This window comes from Duganella sp. BJB1802, from assembly GCF_013369445.1.
GTDB lineage: Bacteria > Pseudomonadota > Gammaproteobacteria > Burkholderiales > Burkholderiaceae_D > Rugamonas > Rugamonas vulcania_A.
In genome coordinates, this window is record NZ_JABWEF010000014.1 from 80,438 (window position 1) to 99,624 (window position 19,187).

Consider the following 19,187-nt stretch of genomic DNA (forward strand, 5'->3'; position numbering starts at 1 on the left):
CTTGTGAGGGATATCGAATATATCGATAGGTAGGATTTAAATTTAGCCAGTTTCATCGATATTAAACTCGTTCTATGATGATTGCAATCACTCCCCACACGAAAGGTAATGACATCATGGCAAGCATCCTTCACATCAACAGCAGTGTTCGTCAAAACGGTTCCCTGTCGCGCCAGCTGGGCGGCGAGTACGTGGCCAAGTGGCAGGCCGCCCATCCGACCGGCACCGTGGTCACCCGCGACCTGGCCAGCAGCCCCGTGCCGCACCTGACCGAGCAGATGATGGGCGCCTACTTCACCCCGGCCGAGCAGCGCAACGCCGACCAGGCCCACACCATCAAGACCTCCGACGCGCTGGTGGACGAGCTGCTGGCCGCCGACACCATCGTCATCGGCGCGCCGATGTACAACTTCTCCGTCACCTCCGGCCTGAAGGCGTGGATCGACCACGTGGCGCGCGCCGGCCGCACCTTCCAGTACGGCGCCAACGGCCCCGAGGGCCTGGTGCACGGCAAGAAAGTGATCGTGTTCGTCGCCAGCGGCGGCGTCTACAGCGAAGGCCCCGCCGCCGGCTACGACCACGTCACCACCTACCTGCGCGCCGTGCTGGGCTTCCTCGGCATGACCGACGTCACCTTCGTGGTGGCCGAGGGCGTGGCCATGGGCGAGGAAGCGGTGGCCGCCGCCGTTGCCAAGGGCCGCAGCAAGATCGAGGCGCTGGCCGCCTAAGCCGCGCCGCTCCGCGCGCAAACTCCCCGTCGGCCGGTGCCGGCGGGGAGTTTTTTTTCGCCCCCGGCGGCCGGGTTGCACAAATTCACGCGGCTTGGCAGATAATCATCACTGTCGGCCCGCGCTATCGGGCAAAATCATATACAGTGAAGCAAGCATCGGAGCTCCAATGAAACGTAACCTGCACCTGCTGGTGATCGATCCGCAAAACGACTTTTGCGACCTGCCGGCCAGCCATTTGCCGCTCGACCCGGCCACCCGCGCGCCGCGCGCGCCGGCGCTGCCGGTGCCCGGCGCCCACCAGGACATGCTGCGCCTGGCCGGCCTGATCAACCGCGGCCGCGCCGGCCTGACCGCCATCAGCATCACGCTCGACTCGCACCACCGCTTCGACATCGCCCACCCGACCTTCTGGATCGCCCGCGACGGCGCGCCGGTGGCGCCGTTCACCGAGATCGGCGCGGCCGACGTGCGCGCCGAAAAATACCTGCCGCGCCATCCGGCCGCCCTGCCGCTGGCGCTGAACTACCTCGACAAACTGGAGGCCGCAGGCCGCTACCGGCTGATGGTGTGGCCGGTGCACTGCGAGATCGGCACCTGGGGCAACAACGTGCACGACGACGTGCGCGCCGCCTACGGCGCCTGGGAGGAGGCCGCGCTGGGCATCGTCGCCAAGCTGGCCAAGGGCTCCAACCCGTGGACCGAGCACTATTCGGCCGTCATGGCCGAGGTGCCGGACGCCGACGACCCCGACACCCAGCTCAACACCAAGTTCATCGCCTCGCTGGCCGAGGCCGACCAGGTCTACATCGCCGGCGAGGCCGGCAGCCACTGCGTCAAGGCCACGGTCGAGCACATCGTCGAGCATTTCGGCGACCAGCCGCTGTCCAAGCTGGTGCTGCTGACCGATTGCATCAGCCCGGTCGCCGGCTTCGAGCCGCAATACCAGGCCTTCCTGCTGGCGATGCAGGCGCGCGGCGTGCAGCTGCGGCAGGCGGCCGACGTGCTGCCCGAGCTGCTGGCCAACGCCGGCCGCGCGCTGGGAATGGACGACGCATGAGCCAGCCCATCGTCCGCAGCCTGCTGGAAACCGACCTGTACAAGTTCACCATGTGGCAGGCGCTGCTGCACGGCCATCCGAACTCGCACACCGAATACGAATTCGTCTGCCGCAACGCCACCGCCTATCCGCTGGCCGAGCTGCTGCCCGAGGTCGAGCGCGAGCTCGACCACCTGTGCTCGATGAGCTTTGCCGACGACGAGCTGGCCTACCTGCGCTCGCTGCGCTACATCAAGAGCGACTTCGTCGACTTCCTCACGGTGTTCCGTTTCCAGCGCAAATTCATCGACGTGCGCGCCGACGGCGACACGCTGGTGATCCACGCCGCCGGCCCGCAGGTGCACGTGATGGGCTTCGAGATCTACGTGCTGTACATCGTCAACGAGCTGTACTTCCGCCGCTTCGACCGCGAGGCCGCGCTGGCCGAGGGCCGCGCGCGCCTGGACGAGAAGATCGCCGCGCTGAAAGCCTTCGGCGCCGAGCCGGCGCGGCGCAACCCGTTTGAATTCTCCGACTTCGGCACCCGCCGCCGCTACTCCAGCGCCTGGCACGATGAGGTGGTGCAGCGCCTGGCGCGCGAGGTGCCGCAATACTTCAAGGGCACCTCCAACGTCTACCTGGCGATGAAGTTCGGCCTGGTCCCGATCGGCACCATGGCGCACGAATACATGCAATCGTTCCAGGCCTTCGGCGTGCGGCTGCGCGACTTCCAGAAGGCCTCGCTGGAGGCGTGGGTGCAGGAATACCGGGGCGACCTCGGCGTCGCCCTGACCGACGTGGTCGGCATGGACGCCTTCCTCGACGACTTCGACCTGTACTTCGCCAAGCTGTTCGACGGCCTGCGCCACGACTCCGGCGACCCGGTGGTGTGGGGCGAGAAGGCGCTGGCCCATTACGGCGCGCTGCGCATCGACGCCAACACCAAGCGCCTGGTGTTCTCGGACGGCCTGAACCTGCAGAGCGCGATGGCGCTGTACCGCCACTTCGCAGACCGCATCATGACCGGCTTCGGCATCGGCACCCACCTGACCAACGACGTCGGCCTGACGCCGTTGAACATCGTCATGAAGCTGGTGTGCTGCAACGGCCAGTCGGTGGCCAAGCTGTCCGACTCGCCGGGCAAGACCCTGTGCAAGGACGAAACCTTCCTGGCCTATCTGCGCCAGGTGTTCAACCACCCGGCGGCCTGACATGGACGGCCTGCGCTACCTCTATCTGACCAACGCCGCGATGCTGGTCGTGATCGGGGTGGGGCTGCTGCTGGTCTGGCGCCGCCACCGCGGCCAGGTCCACTTGCGCGACATGAGCGGCTCGATGCTGTGCGCCGCGCTGCTGTCGGCCGGCTACCTGATGCGCGACGCCGCGCCGGCGCCGTACGCCATGCTGGGGCCGGTGCTGATGCTGGCCGGCGCCATCCCCAACCTGCTGCTGCTGGCCGTCAGCGTGAGCGGGCTGGCCGGGCGCCGCCTGCCGCGCGCGGCCGCCGCGCTGATCGCGCTGGGCACCGCCGCCGCCGTGCTGGCGCCCGAGCCGGCCGGCCAGCTGCGCTGGTGGCCGCTGTGGGACCTGGCCGTGCTGGCCGTCCTGGGCGCGCTGGCCGCGCGCTGGCTGTGGCGCAGCCATCGGCTGGAACGGTGGCTGGGGCCGCAGTTGATCCTGCTCGGCCTGAGCCAGCTGCTGCTGGTGGTGTACGGTGACGCCGGCATGGCGCCCAATCTGTGCGCCGCCGTGCTGCTGCGGGCCGGCATCGGCATCTTGTACGGGCTGTCCGCGCTGGAGGGCGGGCTGCGCGAGGCCGGCAAGCTGGCGGCCCGCTTCCAGCTGCTGACCGAGCACTCGGTGCAGGGCGTGGTGGTCACCGACGGCAAGCGCATCCTGTACGCCAATCCGGCGGTGCGCGCCATCTACGGCCTGCCGCTGGGGCAGGGCAACTTCACGGTGATCGCCGACCTGCCGCCGGAGAGCTTCAGCGACGAACAGCTGCTGCGCCAGCACCGCCTGCTGCAGGAGGGCAAAGTCGACATCGCCAGCTGGGAAGGGCGGCGCGAGGTGGCCGGCGGGCGCGAGCTGGAGCTGCGCTTCGAGGCGTGGCGGGTCGAATGGGACGGGGTGGGCGCCACCCAGATCCTGATCACCGACGACACCGAGCGCAACGCCAGCGCCCGCGCGCTGGTGCACCAGGCCACGCACGACAAGCTCACCGGCCTGCCCAACCGCACCGTGCTGATCCAGCGCCTGAAGGAATACTGCTACCTGGCCGACGGCTCGCTGCACTGCACGCTGGTGGTGCTCAACATCGACCGCTTCAAATTGTTCAACCAGAGCCAGGGCCACGTGACGGGCGACCACGTGCTCAAGGCCTTCGCCGCCAAGCTCAAGGAGGCGCTCGGCGCGCGGGCCGAGCTGATGCGGCTGGGCGGCGACGAATTCGCCATCGTCGATCCCGACGAGGGCAACGCCGACGACATCGCCGAGCGCCTGCACAACGCCTGCCTGCAGGCGGTCAAGGTGCCGGCCGGCGAATACTTCATCGACGCCTCGATGGGCATGGCGGTGTTCCCCGACAACGCCGGCAACGCCGAAGCGCTGCTGCGCGCCGCCAACGCCGCCATGTACCAGGCCAAGCGCACGCCAGGCACCGCGCTGGCGATGGCCGAGCAGCGCTTCGAGCAGATGTCGAGCAAGAGCCTGGACAACGAGCAGGCGCTGCGCAAGGGCATCCGCAACCGCGAGATCTACCTGGACTACCAGCCCAAGATCGACGCCGTCAGCGGCCGGCTGCTGGGCTTCGAGGCGCTGGCGCGCTGGCTGCGGCCGGGCGTGGGCACGGTCAGCCCGGTGGAGTTCATCGCCATCGCCGAGCGCACCGGGCTGATCCCGGAACTGGGCGGCATGCTGCTGGAACAGGCCTGCCGCCAGATCGCCATCTGGTGCGCCGACCAGGGCGACTGCGTGCCGGTGGCGGTCAACGTCTCGCCGATGCAGCTGCTCAACCGGGGGTTCCTGGAGCTGGTCGAGCGCATCCTGGTCGACACCGGCATCCCGCCGCGTTGCCTGACGCTGGAGATCACCGAAAGCGCGGCGGTCGACAACCTCGACGACACGCGGCTGCAGCTGCAGCAATTGAGCGCGTTGGGCATCGACGTCGCGATGGACGATTTCGGCACCGGCTTCTCGTCGCTGAGCATGCTGCGCCAGCTGCCGCTCAGCGGGGTCAAGATCGACCGTGGCCTGATCGACCCGCTGCCGGCGCCGGACGCGGTGGCGGTGGTCAAGGCGATCTGCCAACTGGCCGCCGCGCTCGACCTGCAGGTGGTGGCCGAAGGCATCGAAACGCTAGAGCAGGCGGTGTCCGCGCGTGACTGCGGCTGTCACGCGCTGCAAGGCTTCTTCTACGCCCGGCCGCTGACCGTGGCCGACGCCGGCGAATGGATGCGCCGCGAGCAGGCCGAAGCGGCCGCCGGCGGCGCGCTGGCCGGCTAATCCCGGTTCAGGCCGGATTGGCGCCGAACTCGCCCATGATGGCGTCCGCCTTCGCGCCCTCGTCCGCATCGTAGATATCGATGGTCAGCATGGCGCCGCTGCGTTCGCGCGCGTGCGCGGCAGCGGCCGGCCCGCCCGGCGTGAGCGAATCGAGCAGGTTGCCGACCATGCTGGTCGACACGCTCGGCGGCAGCGTCACATGCTTGGTCAGCTTGACGCAGGACGGCGGGAAGCCGCTCGCCAGCAGCGCGCTGCGGGCGCTTTCGGCGTCGGTCACCTGCTCGAAATTGCGGTGGATGGTACGTGTCATGATTAGCCTCCGTCTTGAGACTGCACAGTCGTGTTGGCGTTAAAAGCCGGCCACCACGGTTTCAAAATGTTCCACTTTCGGTGGCTGGGCGAAATGGCTGCCCACCAGTCCGCGCCAGACCAGGAAGCCCTCGCTGCCGCGGAAATCGACCACATGGTTGTCCAGCGTCTGCCAGCCCACCACCAGATGATACGTGTCCGGCGTTTCGATGTCGCGGTCCAGGCGCATCGACAGGCAGCCGGTGGCGGCCTTGAACACGGGGACCGCCTCGGCCACCGCGGCCTGGAAAGCGGTATGGGATTCGGGCTTAATGTACAACTCGGCGATTTCATAGATCATAGTAGGGGCATTCCTTTCAAGATACGCCTCTATTGTGCCTCAAGCGCGGCCGGCGTGCGCAAGATGAACAGCATTGCCTGCTGGGCCAGTTGCTTGACGTCGACGCCGCTGCCCGGTTTGTACCATTGCACGGTCCAGTTCAGCGCGCCGAAGATCAGCAGGCGGTCGAACTGCGAAGGCATGGCCCAGTCGCCGGAGCGGTGCAGGGCGGCGATGGCCTCGTCCCACACCGCCTCGTAGCGGTCCTTGAGGGCGACGATGCGATCGCGCGCGGGCTGGTCCAGCGAGCGCCATTCGTACAGCAGCACGGCGATGAAATGATGGTCGGGCGCCAGCAGCGTATGCAGATGGGCCTCGACCAGCTGGCGCAGCAGGTCGCGCGGCGGCAGCGGCTGGCTGGCGATGGCCTCGATCTCGGCCAGCGAGCGGGCCAGGCCTTGTTCCATGATGGCGGTCAGGATGTCCTGTTTCGACTTGAAATGGTAGAACCAGCTGCCGGCCTGGATGCCGGCGGCGGCCGCGATCTCGCGCACGGTGGTGTTGTCGTAGCCTTTGGTGCGGAACAGCAAGGCCGACTTTTCCAGCAACTCCGCGCGCAAGCCGCCGCCTTCCCCTTTCTGGGGCCGACCGCGTTTCTTCGGGGCGGGAGCGGCTAGGGCGTCGGACATGATGTGGATCAGGTTCGGGGAGTGTGGCTTTCATTTTAATGCAGCGTCCGCTTCGCACCGAGAAAAACCGTGCGGAGCGGGTGGTTTGTGCTGCGTTGCAACAACGCTGCGCAAGGAGGGGCTTGAGGCAGATCAGTAGTGTGGCTTGGAGGCGGCATTAAGCTATCCGGACAGGGTAGGGGCCGTGTGATGAAGGCGAAAAAATATCGTGTTAGCTCAGCTTGACAATGGCGATCGCGGTATCGAGGATAAGGATATGGAACCGGGGATAGAGACGTTGAGGCAGGAGCTGGGCTTGGGCTTCAAGGAAGTCAATACCCGGATAGATGAGACGCGTCGCGACGTCAGCGTGCGGATTGACGAGTTGCGCAAGGAGACTGCCGACAATTTCAAGATGGTGGATGCCAAGATTGAGCAGGTCAGAAAGGAAGCAAAGGACAATTTTGAGCAGGTTCGCAAGGAAACAGCGGACAATTTCAGGTTAGTCGATTCCAAAATTGAACAGGTTCGTAAGGAAAGTGCTGACAATTTCAAGCTGGTTGAAGTCAAGATTGAGCAGGTCCGTAAGGAAATGGCGGACAATTTCAAGCATGTTGACGCCAAAATTGAGCAGGTCCGTAAGGAAATGGCGGACAATTTCAAGCATGTCGACGCCAAAATTGAGCAGGTCCGCAAGGAAGCCGCTGATAATTTCAAGCTCGTCGATGTCAAGTTTGAACAGGTCCGTAGGGAAACCGCAGATCACTTCTTGGCAGTGGACGCAAAAATCCACGAGTGGCAGAGAGACTCCACTGCGCGGCTGGACGGCATGCATAGGGATATCAGCAGTCGCATTGACAATATGCACAGGGAGACCAACGCCCGTATCGACACATTGATCTACGAAAGCCAGAAGCGCATGGATCGCAGCGATGCCCAGTTCCGTTGGCTGGTCGCGCTGATCATCTCTAGCTTCCTGGGAATTTTCGGTCTGCTGGCCAGGACCGGGGTTCTTTAGCGAATGGGGGTGTTGGTGCCGGTATATTTCCCGACCGCCGGCGCCGGTAGTAGCCGCCTCTGGGAGGCGCTAAATGGTCGTTCTGTGTGAGAACTGCGCTCATCATAACGGGCAAATATGACGGGCGTTTGACGTCTCGCCGAGCGGGGTGTGCGCGGTCGGGGAAAGTGCGGTAGAATGGAGTTCTGTGGGGTCGACCTGGCTTCGACGTGGGTTGCAAAGCAGAGCAGGGCATACCGAGGGCTGGTTACCTCGTAAATACACCCAGAAAAACTTAACTGCAAACGATAACTCGTACGCACTGGCAGCTTAATTGCTGTTAGCTCCTAAACGCTTCTTCCCTGGGGCGGACCGTTAAAAGTCATGGAGTCATTTACAGGGAATCGCGCTGCAACGGGTCACTTGAAGCGGCGTTAAATCTAAGGTGAATCGCTAGTCCAAAACGTGCACGTCCGTGTTGTACTGGTTAAATTAAATGATAGTGCTAAGTATGTAGAACTGTCTGTAGAGTGCTTGCGGACGCGGGTTCGATTCCCGCCGACTCCACCACTGAACAATGCAAGACCTTCCAACGCCGTCCTCGTGACGGCGTTTTTCTTTGGGTCTCCCTCTGGGAGACGTCTCCGGGCATACCTAGTTTTCCTGTGCCAGCTCAAAACTGCGGGGGGCTTAGTGGGGGTATTCTCCAAAAACAGATGGAGGGTCGTAGCATGCGCGGGGGTATTGCGACAGGGAAATTGACTGACAAGGCGATAAAGGCTTTTGTTGCCAGAGCTGAAATTGGCCGGAAGTTAGCCGACGGCGGCGGCCTGTATCTGTTCATCACGCAAGCCGGCAATCCGACCTGGCGCATCAAGTATCGGCTGGACGGCAAGGAGAAAGTTTATTCCATCGGTCCGTACCCGCTGATATCGCTTGCCGCCGCTCGGCTGGAATGGGGCGAGGTCAAGGCAAAAATTTTGGCAGGTAAAGATCCTGTTGATAGCCGTCGCTTGGCGCGCGTATCCCGCTCTACTGCTGCCGGCCATACCGTCGAAGTGGTGGCCGGAGATTGGCTGAATATGAAACGGACGGAGTGGAGCGAGACGCACCACGTCAAGTCCGCTCGGGCGTTCGAACGCGACGTTTTTCCCTTGCTGGGCAAACTGCCGATTAGCGCCGTCACCCCGGCCATGGTTGCGACGACCATTCAGACGATCCAGAATCGGGACGTGTTGGAAACAGCCTCTCGTATCCTGCAGCATCTCAACGGCGTATTTCGCTACGCGCAGGCAAAAGGGCTATGCCGCGACAACCCGGCCGCACCGGTCAAAGAGATACTGCCACGCAAGAAGAACGGCGGCCATATGGCTGCCTTGCTTGACTGGCCATCGCTTGGGGATGTTCTGCGTCGTGCAGAACTGGCCCGGCTGTCGAACGCCGTGCGGCTGGCCCATAGGTTATGCGCCTTCACTGCCGCGCGCATCGGAAATATCGTTGAGGCAGAGTGGAGCGAATTTCATCTCGACGATGAACAGCCGACCTGGATAATTCCGCGTTCTAAAATGAAGGTAGTCAGCAGGGCGATCGATCATCGCATCCCGCTGTGCACGCAGATCGCTGAAGAGATGCGCCAGTGGCAGACCATGACGTGCTCGCGCAAAAGTCTCTACGTGTTCACGTCACCAACGGGAGCACGTCATATAGGCCGTGAATCCGTCGAGAAGGTCTACCGAGTGACACTTGGCCTCGCTGGCAAGCATTCACCGCATGGCTGGCGCAGCGCCTTCTCTACACTGGCGCGCGACAACGGCTTTGAGCGCGATGTAGTGGAGCTGGCGCTGGATCACGCCCACGACAACGAAGTTGTACGCGCCTACGACCGGGGCGAACGTTTCGCGCAGCGGGTTCTGCTCTATCGTTGGTGGGGCGATATGCTGCACGCCGCGCAAAGTGGTGCTCGGATTATCCCGCTCGACGCCGCACGCCACTAGGGCCCACGATTTGCGCGAACACGGCTCTCGACCCATGCCTGCACTTCCTCTTTCACCCATCCCGCTGCATTGGGTGTGATCTTGATCTGGCTCGGGAATTGCCCGCGCTTGGCGTAAGCGTAGACCGTGCTGCGCGAAAGCCCGCAGATCGCGAGCACTTCGGGTAAGCGTATCAGGTGCATATTCGTAGGTTCCATGATTACCTCCTTCGTTTGTTTGGATACGATACGATGCGCCGTTGTCCGTGCAAGTGCCAGTCGAAATGAGCGGGTTTATCGCGGGCCTTTTCCCATCAGCGTTCGACAAATAAATCGGCGAATATTTTATACCGGTGATGCCGGCACGGTGCCAGGTGGAGGACAATATGCTTTTCGACGCGAAGGGATCGCCTTTCGCGCAACTTGGCATCACGCCAAGCGTCTGCGCTCGTCACGCGCCCTTAGATAATGCATTCGTGCATAGCTTCATCTTAGATCGGCTTCGCCTTTGAGCGAGCCCGCGATCAGCCTGGATAGGCTGCATCCATATTGCGCATCCTTCCCTCGAGGACGATGCGCGTCACATCGTGCGCATTCACGCACCGTCCCCACCTCACGCGGCGATCTGCCGCCGCGTGCATGTCGATACGCCGCCATAGTCTGCGGCGCAAATCGCGCGTCGTTACTGGCGGCCTGCTGCCAGTGACGACGCGCTAGCAACCAAGCGCTATATGGGCTCCGTCGCTGTTTTCTCAGTGACGGCGGCCAGTGACAGCGGATCTACCGCTGTCAGCGCAGCAGAACGCTGCTTGCCAATCATGCCCCTCGTGGGCCGACGACGTGTGCGAGGCACACCCCATGGACCCTGGGTAACTGGTCCCACCGCGATCAGGCTTCTACAAGGAGCGGATCGCGGCGCCATACGCGCATGCGGCGCGGGCAAGCAGTGAACATACCGCATACACGGGAGTGGTGTCCCGGGGCCTTTACAAACCGTCCTTGCTGCGGCAAGCACGGTGGCCAGAAACACTCACCTGACTCGATCACACCAAGTTTGATTTTAGGAGCATGCGATGCGCGACTTGAACTATCAACTTAAGCAGCTGTGCGACCGCAATCGTGACGGCAGCTATGCCACGCAGTCCGACCGCGCGCGGATACTCTCGCACGTGGCGAACCAGCTGCATGATCTCGGATACCGCCATATGAGTGCTGACAGTCTGCGTCCCAAGCATGTGGATGCGCTTGTGCAGCAGTGGAAGGCCGATGGCGTCAGCGCCGGCACGATGAAGAACCGTATGAGTGCCATGCGATGGTGGGCGCAGAAGATCGGCAAGGACAACATCATCGTGCGCGACAATGGCAGCTACGACATCGACAAGCGCACTTTTGTTACCAACATCTCCAAGGCCAAGGTGCTTGATGATGCGTGCCTGGCGAAGATCACGGATGCATACACGGCGATGTCCCTGCGGTTGCAGTCCGCGTTTGGCTTGAGGCGCGAGGAGAGCATCAAGATCGTTCCAGCGTTGGCCGATGACGGTGATCGACTGAAGCTCAAGGACACGTGGACTAAGGGTGGGAAGTATCGCGAGATAGCCATCCGCACCCCTGAACAACGCACCGTGCTCAATGAGGCCAAGCGGTTTGCCGTTGGAGGTAGTCTCATTCCGTCTAACCTGAGTTATCGCGATCAGCTTCAGCGCTTTCGCGCACAATGCGACAAGGCAGGCATCCACGGAGTTCATGGACTGCGGCATCGCTACGCACAGGACCGTTACCACCAACTTACGGGAAGGCAAAGCCCCGCCAGAGGCGGTCCCCGTTCGCATCAACTCAGTCAGGAACAAAAGCAGAAAGATTTATCAGCGCGCTTGTTGCTGTCGGAAGAGCTGGGACACGACCGAGGCCAAATCACAGCAGTCTATCTGGGGCGTTAGCGCTAGAAGCTGCTCGCTCGTGTTTGTCTGAACAATGCATTGTGACAAAGCGTGAAGTTTTCACAAGAGCAAGATGTTATGCTGCATGTTATGTGATATTCACTTGGCGAATTGCGACCAGTTAGAAGCATGGGACGGTATTGATGAACATGTCCAGCTCGAAGAGTTGGTTCAACGGATTGTGATGTATCGACAGTAGTGGGCCAATCGAGGACACCAGTCCGACCTTAAGTCCGACTACTAGATAGATTCCTATAAAGAATAGCAGCATGGCGAACTCCCCCGCAGCACGCAGCCGATTGGCTAAATTTTTTGCTAGCGCAAGATTTACCGTTCGCTGAGGCTTTGAGCCCTCAGGTCGCAGTCGGCAAGGTGGGGCAGCTTTGTGCTTGTGGATGCTACGGCTTTGCATTTGAAGTACCAACTGATGTCGACTTCTTATCGTTGTAGCCAGGTGCGGGGGTATTTTATGAGGTGGTACTAAGTTCTAACTTTTCCGAAGAGATTAATTTGCTTTTATCTACCAATGAGCGAGGCTGCTTGAGTTGGGTCGATGTGATCTACGGAGCATGCAATATCGAACCTATGCTAGAAGGGGTTGTGCCTGGGCCAGTAACTGGTATTTGGCCAGGAACTCGTAAGGACCTGTCAACTTTTAAAGTAGCGGTCAAGCAGCCCACAAAAAGTTGGTGGACGCTTGGCCACAGACGCTAATGGCCACAAGTGACAATAGAACTCTCATGCGGCCTCAGCTAAGCGGTTCTCCAGGGTATTGCTGACCAAGTTAAAAATATGACCGGACTAAGTTACAATGATGCTTTAGTAACTTTCTCTCTCCGGATATCCGTGGCTCCCAGCCCAACCCTGAGGGCTGGACCGAGTTTCATTTCGAGTATAAAGATGAATCCAGTTAAATTGTTTTGTACCATCATTGTTTGCATCGTTATTACCGGTTGCGCCAGCACGCGGCCTGAAAATCTCTCCAAGACCGGACGGAACGAAGAAATCGTGCTGAACGAGCGGATATCGACTGTGTCGTACCGTGGGATGCACGTGCGATGCGAAGAAGGCGCGCTTCCGGGCGTTTATGCGGCAACCAGCGAAGATGCTGATGGCGTCTACTATTTTGGCAAGGAGCGCGCTATATGGATGACCAACGAAGTGATCCAGCCCAAGCCACGATTATTTGTCGGTGGAATTTATGTGCCGAAAAACAAAGCAAACGCGCCACGATTCTTTCATATTTTCGAAAAAGAAATCCATACTACTGACAATATCGATAGTTTTGTGCAACAGCGTATTGTCCAGTCCGCCGTAATGCCGTCGGGTGGTAACACAAACGCTGGCGTGGGCGTGAACGTTGCAGGCAACGTAATTGCTGGAGCATTGATTGGCGCGTTAATTGACAACGCCGTCGGGCAAATCGATATGTATCCCCCGATCGAGGACAACGATGTCAAACGTAAGATATACGCAGGAATACGTCCAGCAGATACAGCGCAGTAGGATGGTAGGCTGGACCTTAATCCGCTTAGCTACGATACGCCTGCTGATCGTCGGATGAGTATTGTGCTTTTGGCAGCGGTAGGCATGTTGTTTGAGGTTTTGCGACGAGAGCCGATCCGCAGTTATTTATCTGAAACCAAGCCGGTCCCATCCCTTCCTATTGCTGAGGGGGTATTGATGGGGATATTTATATTCAAGACCCTTATTTTTTCTCTCTAAAACATTGATTTTAAATAGATTTATTTACTGAGTTCGATTGACGCCGACCACTGGATTAAAAACAAAGCCCCGCCAGGCGCAAGCCTGGCGGGGCTTTGTTTTTAATCCCATTGCTGGCGCTGGGCGGGAATCGAAACTGCGGGACGCGGGGCGTATGGGGGCGCTCCGCATGCGTGGCGCTCGCGAGCGGGTTGCGCTGCAAGCGCAACCCTCTCCGATTCGTCTGACTAGGAAAATCGCCGAAGGCGATTTTTTTCCTCTCAGCATCAAATTCTGCGTAGAACTTTGATCCAATTTAACACGCTGTTTTTGCTATAGCTTTAGTGTGATAAAACTATATTTTAGCTATAATTCTCGTGAACTCAATCTTCTGGATGCCTTAGGCCATGCGTCAGCTTCGCAAGATCGCGGAACAAGCGAAGCGGAGGCCATCTTTTGAAATTGACCAGCGTGGCCACCCGATTATCGTCACAATCTCGCAAGTGAGAAAGCGAAATGAACGCACCTATTCACGTTCAGTTCTTGAACGGGCCGGATGGCTTGCCGGCGTTTGCCGTCATCCCCTATGGCGATTATCTGAACATGACCAAGCGCCAGCCGGAGCGTCTCGTTCCGAACGAAGTAGTCGGCAAGGTCATCAAAGACGGCCTCAGCCCGATCCGCGCCTGGCGCGAACACCTGGGGCTGACGCAAGTAGAAGTTGCCGGGCGCCTGGGCATCGCACAGTCGTCCTATGCAGTCCAGGAGAGCAGCGCCAAGCTGCGCAAGTCGACTCGCGAAAAAATCGCCGGGGTATTGGGCGTCTCGTTAGAGCAGCTGGACTTGTAAGGTCGTTCGAAGCCGCCCGGCGCGACTGCTCCGGCAAGCCCAGCGGCGCGCTGGTAGAATCCCATCATGCTCAAATTCGCCCAACCCCAACTCGATGAAGACACCATCCAGGCCGTAGCCGCTGTGCTGCGCTCGAACTGGATCGCCACAGGCCCCAATGTGACCGAACTTGAACGCGCCTTATCGGAAAGCTTCAACGGCCGCCCGACGCGCGTGCTGACGTCGGCCACGGGCGCGATGGAGATCGCGCTGCAAGTCTGCGGCATCGGTCTCGGCGATGAGGTGATCACCTCCGCGCAAAGCTTCTTCTCCGCGATGAACATGATCGTCAAGGTCGGCGCCACGCCGGTGTTCGTCGATTGTGAGCTGCACACCCGCGCCATCGACCTTGCGCAGGTGGAGGCGGCCATCACGCCGCGCACCAAGGCCATCATGCCGACCCACTTCCCCGGCGCGCTGGGCGACATCGACGCCTTGTACGCGCTGGCCAAACGCCACCAGCTGCGCGTGATCGAAGACGCCGCGCTGGTACAAGGCTCATACTGGAAAGACCAACCGATCGGCGGCTTCGGCGACATCGCCACCTTCAGCTTCCACCCGAACAAAAACATGACCACCATCGAAGGCGGCGCCATCGTCGTCGCCAGCGAGGACGAGGCAAAGCTGGTGGACCTGCTGCGCTTCCACGGCATCCAGCGCCTGCCGGACGACACGCGCGACGTCGCCATGGCCGCCGGCAAATTCAACATGTCCGATGTATCGGCGGTGATCGGCATCCATCAACTCAAGCAGCTGCCGCGCTTCCTCGAACAACGCGCCGCGCTGGCCGAACGCTACTTCGAAAAATTCCCGCCGCTGTCCGGTGTCGTGCTGCCGCCGCGCGGCCAGCCGCGCCAGAGCTGGAACATGTTCAATGTGCTGATCCCCTACGAACAGTTCGGCCTCACGCGCAAGAGCTTCCGCGCCGCCTTGCAGGAGCAGGGCGTTGGCACCGGCATGTCGTACGAAGCCTGCCACCTGACCACCGTCGGCCGCGGCTTCGGCTACACCGATGGCCAGTTCCCCATCGCCGAGCGCATCGCGCGCGAGACCGTCACCCTGCCGCTGCACGCGGCGATGATGCTTGAAGACGTCGACCACGTCTGCGCCGTGGTCGCGCAGGTCCTCAAGGCCTGATCACATGCCGGGCGCCGGCACTTCCGGGATCTGGTTGCGCAGGCTGGCGTTGATGCTGTTCCAACCCTTGATCACGGCGATGCTGTAGCTGATCTCGGCGATCTCGTTGTCGGTGAAATGCTGCTGCAGCAGGGCGAAATCCTCGTCGCTCGGATGACGGTGCGGGATCGCGTTGACCGCCTCTGCCCAGTTCAGCGCCGCGCGTTCGCGGTCGCTGAAGAAGGGCGCCTCGCGCCAGCCGGCGACGGCGTTCAGGTGGCGCGGATCGGCTTCCTGCTTGATCAGGTCGCGCCAGTGCATGTCGATGCACACGCCGCAGCCGTTGATCTGCGATACGCGCAGGTTGATCAGCTCCACCAGGCGCGCGCCCAGCGAACTTTTCTTGATGGTGCCGGACATCGTGATCATGGCGTGCAGCTGATTTTGCGCCAGTTGGAAGAATGCGATGCGTGGAGCGTGGTTCATGATGAGTGCCTTTCAGTCAGCGGGGGCGCACCATTGCGCCCTCCATACCTGTAAGACGCCCCGGCTTCGCGTTCTGTGACAGCCCACCGAAAAAAATCTCAAATAATTTGCGGCAGCGCGGTCAGCTTGTCCGGATTGCGCATGATGAAGATCGCGACGATGCGGCCATCCTCCACCTGGAACGACTGCGCCGATTCCAGCTTGCCGTCCACGTAGCGCAGCAATCCCGGCGTGCCGTTGACGCGCGCCGGACGATAGACCACGCGATTCGGATTCTCGTTTTCCAGCGCCCAGTAGATGCCGGCCACGCGCCCCGCGCCGTGCAGGATGTGGGTGAACGCCCGGACCTTGCCGCCGCCATCGGCCACCAGCTGCACGTCGCCGTCCATCATCGCCTTCATGGCCGCGCGGTCGCCGACCCTGGCCGCCTCCATGAAGCGCACCAGCAGCTCGCGGTGCTGCTCCTTCGGCACCTCGAAACGCGGCTTCTGCTGCTGCACGCGCTCCTGCGCGCGATGCACCATCTGCCGGCAGGCCGATTCGCTCTTGCCCAGCATGCCCGCGATATCGGCGTAATCATGCTCGAACACCTGCCGCATCAGGAAGGCCGCGCGCTCCTCCGGCGACAGGCGCTCCAGCACCCACAGGAAGGCCATCGACACTTCGCTCGCCAGCTCCGCGCTGCTCTCCGGCGTGTGCTCGTCCAGTTCCACGAGGGGTTCCGGCAGCCACCAGCCGACATACGATTCGCGCTCCGCCATGCGCGCGCGAAGACGGTCGATGGCGAGGCGGGTGGCGACGGTCACCAGCCAGGCCTCGGCCGATTGCACCGCCTGCTGGTCGCTGCCGTGCCAGCGCAGCCACGCGTCCTGCACCACATCCTCGGCGTCGGCGCGCGTGCCGAGCATGCGGTAGGCGATGGAGAACAGCCGCGGGCGCAGCGCGGCGAAGGCGGCCAGTTCGGCGGGGGAGGCGGTATCGGTCATGGCAAGTAAATATAGTGGTCCTCAGGTATAGACGCGCCAGCCGCCTATTCTGTGACATTTTGCATAAGCTAGTGCGATTAAATTCCTTGCGTGCGCGACCCGCTCCTCCTATCCTGCAAGATGCTCATTTTGCAATGCTAACCGGGAGACCCCATGAAGCTGGAAACCATCGCCGTCCACGGCGGCTATCAACCCGACCCCACCACGCGCGCGGTGGCGGTGCCGATCTACCAGACCGTCGCCTATGCCTTCGACGACACCCAGCACGGCGCCGACCTGTTCGACCTCAAGGTACCCGGCAACATCTACACCCGCATCATGAACCCGACCCAGGACGTGCTGGAGCAGCGCGTGGCCGCGCTGGAGGGCGGGGTGGCGGCGCTGGCGCTGGCCTCGGGCCAGGCCGCCGTGACCTACGCGATCCAGACCATCGCCGAGGCGGGCGACAACATCGTCTCGGCCTCCACGCTGTACGGCGGCACCTACAACCTGTTCGCCCACACGCTGCCGCAGTTCGGCATCACCACCCGCTTCGCCGACGCCCGCGACCCGTCCTCGTTCGCGGCGCTGATCGACGAGCGCACCAAGGCCGTGTTCATCGAGTCGATCGGCAACCCGCTCGGCAACATCACCGACATCGAGGCCATCGCCGCCGTCGCCCACCAGCATGGCGTGCCGCTGATCGTCGACAACACCGTCGCCACGCCCTACCTGCTGCGCCCCATCGAGCACGGCGCCGACATCGTCGTGCATTCGCTGACCAAGTACCTGGGCGGCCATGGCAATTCGATCGGCGGCGCCATCGTCGATTCCGGCAAGTTCCCGTGGGCGGAGCACAAAGAGCGCTTCAAGCGCCTCAACGAGCCGGACGTGTCCTACCACGGCGTGGTCTACACCGAGGCGCTGGGGGCGGCGGCCTACATCGGCCGCGCGCGCGTGGTCCCGCTGCGCAACACCGGCGCGGCGATCTCGCCGTTCAACGCCTTCCTGATACTGCAGGGGATAGAGACGCTGGCGCTGCGCATGGAGCGCATCACCGAGAACGCGCGCAAGGTGGCGCAGTTCCTCAGCGGGCACGCCAAGGTCAAGTGGGTCAACTACGCGGGGCTGGAGGATCACCGCGATCACGCGCTGGCGAAGAAGTACCTGGGTGGACGGCCGTCCGGCGTGCTGACCTTCGGTGTCGAGGGCGGGGTGCAGGGCGGGGCGCGCTTCCAGGATGCGCTGAAATTGTTCACGCGCCTGGTCAACATCGGCGACGCCAAGTCGCTGGCCTGCCATCCGGCGTCCACCACGCACCGCCAGCTCAACGAGGAGGAGCTGGCCAAGGCCGGCGTGACGGTCGACACCGTGCGGCTGTCGATCGGCATCGAGCACAGCGACGATCTGCTGGCCGACCTGGAACAGGCGCTGGCCGCGGTCTAGGACTTGGCCTTGACCTTGTCCGGCACGCGGGTGACCAGCACCTCGCCATCGTCGGCGATGGTGCAGTCGATGATGTGGCTGCGCGACACGCCCGCGTGGGCGGAAAACAGGTCATGGTATTTGCCCGGATTTTCCAGCCGCAGGTCGATGCGGAAGCTCTCCAGGTTGTTGATCTCCTTGATCTGGCGCACGCGCTGCTTGCGGATGTCGGCTTCCTTGTCGCTGCGGCCGTGCATCTGCGGGCCTTCGAAGTAGCGTATCAGCGCGCATTCGACGGCGTCGATGCGGTCCTTCAGCAGCACGTCGGCCGCCACCGGATTGTCGTTGGCCGGCAGTTCGGCCGGGTCGCCGTCGTCGGACATCACTTCCACGTTCATGCGCTGGATCAGCAGCAGCATGTCGTTGTCCTCGCTGTTGTTCTGGTGGACCCGCTGCACCGCCGGCAGGCGCGCGCGGGCCAGGCGGCCGAGCGGGTCCCTGGTCTGGCCGACATACTGCACCTTGCTCTGGAAGGTCAGCGTATTCTCGTATTGCTGCAGCACGTCGTGGATCGACAGCGCCTCGATCAAGCCGCCCCAGTTGAGCGTGATGAAGCGGTCGGTGACCACCACGCTGGGTTTTTTCAGCGTGGCCGCGAACGGCACTTCGAGCTCGATGGTGATGCTGTCGCGCTTGCCCTCGGCGCCCACCAGGATGGGCACCGTCAGCTTGAGCGAGAAGAAGCCCCAGCTGGTGCTGCGCGACGGGTCGAAGCGCACGCGCGGACGGTTGACGGCGAAATAGATCAGCCGTTTCTCCATCGTCGCCTCCAGGTCGAACTGCATGCGGCGCAGATGGCGCCCGACCGGGTCGCGGATGTCGGGGATTTCCGGGAAGCCGGCCACCAGGTCGTACCAGTGGAATTTGGCGTCGGCCACCGTCACCACCCAGGTCTGGGGCGCGGTGGTACGTTGCGGCATCAGCGGCAGCAACTCGTCGATCTGCTCGGCCGGCGCGGCCAGCAGGTCGTGGAACGGCTCCGGCGCTTCGGCGAACAAGGCGCCTACGCCCAACTCATCCAGCGACGGATCTGGATAGTCGTCCTCAGCGATTAAATCGCTCGTCAT

18 protein-coding genes and 1 other RNA gene are annotated in these 19,187 nt (G+C 62.1%); 12 read left to right on the forward strand and 7 right to left on the reverse strand.

What is annotated here, in order from left to right; all coding sequences use genetic code 11:
* The first annotated feature begins 116 nt into the window (after nucleotides 1–116).
* The 4 genes from HUX88_RS21355 to HUX88_RS21370 all read left to right on the forward strand — a co-directional run bounded on the left by HUX88_RS21355 (nucleotide 117) and on the right by HUX88_RS21370 (nucleotide 5,271).
* On the forward strand, nucleotides 117–728 hold the full coding sequence (locus HUX88_RS21355; protein WP_117015521.1) for an FMN-dependent NADH-azoreductase: 612 nt from the start codon (nucleotides 117–119) through the stop codon (nucleotides 726–728).
* Between the two features lie 169 nt (nucleotides 729–897).
* On the forward strand, nucleotides 898–1,788 hold the full coding sequence (locus HUX88_RS21360; RefSeq protein WP_176363061.1) for a cysteine hydrolase: 891 nt from the start codon (nucleotides 898–900) through the stop codon (nucleotides 1,786–1,788).
* The gene (gene pncB, locus HUX88_RS21365) at nucleotides 1,785–2,978 is read left to right on the forward strand and encodes a nicotinate phosphoribosyltransferase (RefSeq protein ID WP_176363062.1); all 1,194 of its coding nucleotides are present in this window, start codon (nucleotides 1,785–1,787) and stop codon (nucleotides 2,976–2,978) included. The genes HUX88_RS21360 and pncB overlap by 4 nt, the downstream gene beginning before the upstream one ends.
* Before the next feature lies 1 nt (nucleotide 2,979).
* On the forward strand, nucleotides 2,980–5,271 hold the full coding sequence (locus tag HUX88_RS21370) for a bifunctional diguanylate cyclase/phosphodiesterase (RefSeq protein WP_176363063.1): 2,292 nt from the start codon (nucleotides 2,980–2,982) through the stop codon (nucleotides 5,269–5,271).
* 7 nt (nucleotides 5,272–5,278) lie between these two features.
* Here HUX88_RS21370 and HUX88_RS21375 read toward each other — a convergent pair whose 3' ends face one another.
* From HUX88_RS21375 to HUX88_RS21385, 3 genes are read right to left on the reverse strand one after another with little or no spacing between them, the layout of a single operon-like run.
* Nucleotides 5,279–5,581 carry a hypothetical protein gene (locus HUX88_RS21375; protein ID WP_117015525.1) on the reverse strand — a complete coding sequence of 101 codons (303 nt, stop codon included), beginning with the start codon at nucleotides 5,579–5,581 and terminating at the stop codon, nucleotides 5,279–5,281.
* 39 nt (nucleotides 5,582–5,620) lie between these two features.
* A complete protein-coding gene (locus HUX88_RS21380; protein ID WP_117015526.1) occupies nucleotides 5,621–5,920 on the reverse strand; it encodes an antibiotic biosynthesis monooxygenase in 300 nt (99 codons plus the stop codon).
* Nucleotides 5,921–5,949: 29 nt separating this feature from the next.
* Nucleotides 5,950–6,588, reverse strand: coding sequence for a TetR family transcriptional regulator (locus HUX88_RS21385; protein ID WP_117015527.1), 639 nt, complete (start codon nucleotides 6,586–6,588; stop codon nucleotides 5,950–5,952).
* A gap of 208 nt (nucleotides 6,589–6,796) precedes the next feature.
* Between HUX88_RS21385 and HUX88_RS32505 the strand changes: the two genes are divergently transcribed.
* The 3 genes from HUX88_RS32505 to HUX88_RS21400 all read left to right on the forward strand — a co-directional run bounded on the left by HUX88_RS32505 (nucleotide 6,797) and on the right by HUX88_RS21400 (nucleotide 9,558).
* Entirely contained in the window at nucleotides 6,797–7,585 is a 789-nt protein-coding gene (locus tag HUX88_RS32505) for a hypothetical protein (protein ID WP_229219444.1), read from the forward strand.
* 189 nt (nucleotides 7,586–7,774) lie between these two features.
* Nucleotides 7,775–8,134, forward strand: a transfer-messenger RNA (tmRNA) gene (gene ssrA / locus HUX88_RS21395).
* 161 nt (nucleotides 8,135–8,295) lie between these two features.
* Entirely contained in the window at nucleotides 8,296–9,558 is a 1,263-nt protein-coding gene (locus HUX88_RS21400) for an integrase arm-type DNA-binding domain-containing protein (RefSeq protein ID WP_176363064.1), read from the forward strand.
* Here the strand turns inward: HUX88_RS21400 and HUX88_RS21405 are convergent.
* Entirely contained in the window at nucleotides 9,555–9,755 is a 201-nt protein-coding gene (locus HUX88_RS21405) for an AlpA family transcriptional regulator (protein WP_229219445.1), read from the reverse strand. The two genes, HUX88_RS21400 and HUX88_RS21405, sit on opposite strands and share 4 nt — an antisense overlap.
* A gap of 854 nt (nucleotides 9,756–10,609) precedes the next feature.
* Between HUX88_RS21405 and HUX88_RS21410 the strand changes: the two genes are divergently transcribed.
* The 4 genes from HUX88_RS21410 (at nucleotide 10,610) to HUX88_RS21425 (ending at nucleotide 15,205) form a co-directional block, all read left to right on the forward strand.
* Complete coding sequence (locus HUX88_RS21410) at nucleotides 10,610–11,476, forward strand: phage integrase N-terminal domain-containing protein (protein ID WP_117015925.1); 867 nt, start codon at nucleotides 10,610–10,612, stop codon at nucleotides 11,474–11,476.
* A gap of 900 nt (nucleotides 11,477–12,376) precedes the next feature.
* Entirely contained in the window at nucleotides 12,377–12,982 is a 606-nt protein-coding gene (locus HUX88_RS21415) for a hypothetical protein (protein WP_147330573.1), read from the forward strand.
* Nucleotides 12,983–13,696: 714 nt separating this feature from the next.
* Nucleotides 13,697–14,029, forward strand: a complete 333-nt coding sequence (locus HUX88_RS21420) for a helix-turn-helix domain-containing protein (protein ID WP_117015926.1) — start codon at nucleotides 13,697–13,699, stop codon at nucleotides 14,027–14,029.
* Between the two features lie 66 nt (nucleotides 14,030–14,095).
* Nucleotides 14,096–15,205, forward strand: a complete 1,110-nt coding sequence (locus tag HUX88_RS21425) for a DegT/DnrJ/EryC1/StrS aminotransferase family protein (RefSeq protein ID WP_176363065.1) — start codon at nucleotides 14,096–14,098, stop codon at nucleotides 15,203–15,205.
* Here HUX88_RS21425 and HUX88_RS21430 read toward each other — a convergent pair whose 3' ends face one another.
* Nucleotides 15,206–15,670 (reverse strand): carboxymuconolactone decarboxylase family protein, encoded by a 465-nt coding sequence (locus HUX88_RS21430; RefSeq protein ID WP_176363066.1) that lies wholly within the window; start codon nucleotides 15,668–15,670, stop codon nucleotides 15,206–15,208.
* Nucleotides 15,671–15,768: 98 nt separating this feature from the next.
* A complete protein-coding gene (locus tag HUX88_RS21435; RefSeq protein ID WP_176363067.1) occupies nucleotides 15,769–16,656 on the reverse strand; it encodes an RNA polymerase sigma-70 factor in 888 nt (295 codons plus the stop codon).
* 153 nt (nucleotides 16,657–16,809) lie between these two features.
* Here HUX88_RS21435 and HUX88_RS21440 point away from each other — a divergent pair, with 153 nt between their 5' ends.
* Nucleotides 16,810–18,081 (forward strand): O-acetylhomoserine aminocarboxypropyltransferase/cysteine synthase family protein, encoded by a 1,272-nt coding sequence (locus tag HUX88_RS21440; protein WP_117014760.1) that lies wholly within the window; start codon nucleotides 16,810–16,812, stop codon nucleotides 18,079–18,081.
* Here the strand turns inward: HUX88_RS21440 and HUX88_RS21445 are convergent.
* Entirely contained in the window at nucleotides 18,078–19,187 is a 1,110-nt protein-coding gene (locus tag HUX88_RS21445) for a hypothetical protein (RefSeq protein ID WP_176363068.1), read from the reverse strand. The two genes, HUX88_RS21440 and HUX88_RS21445, sit on opposite strands and share 4 nt — an antisense overlap.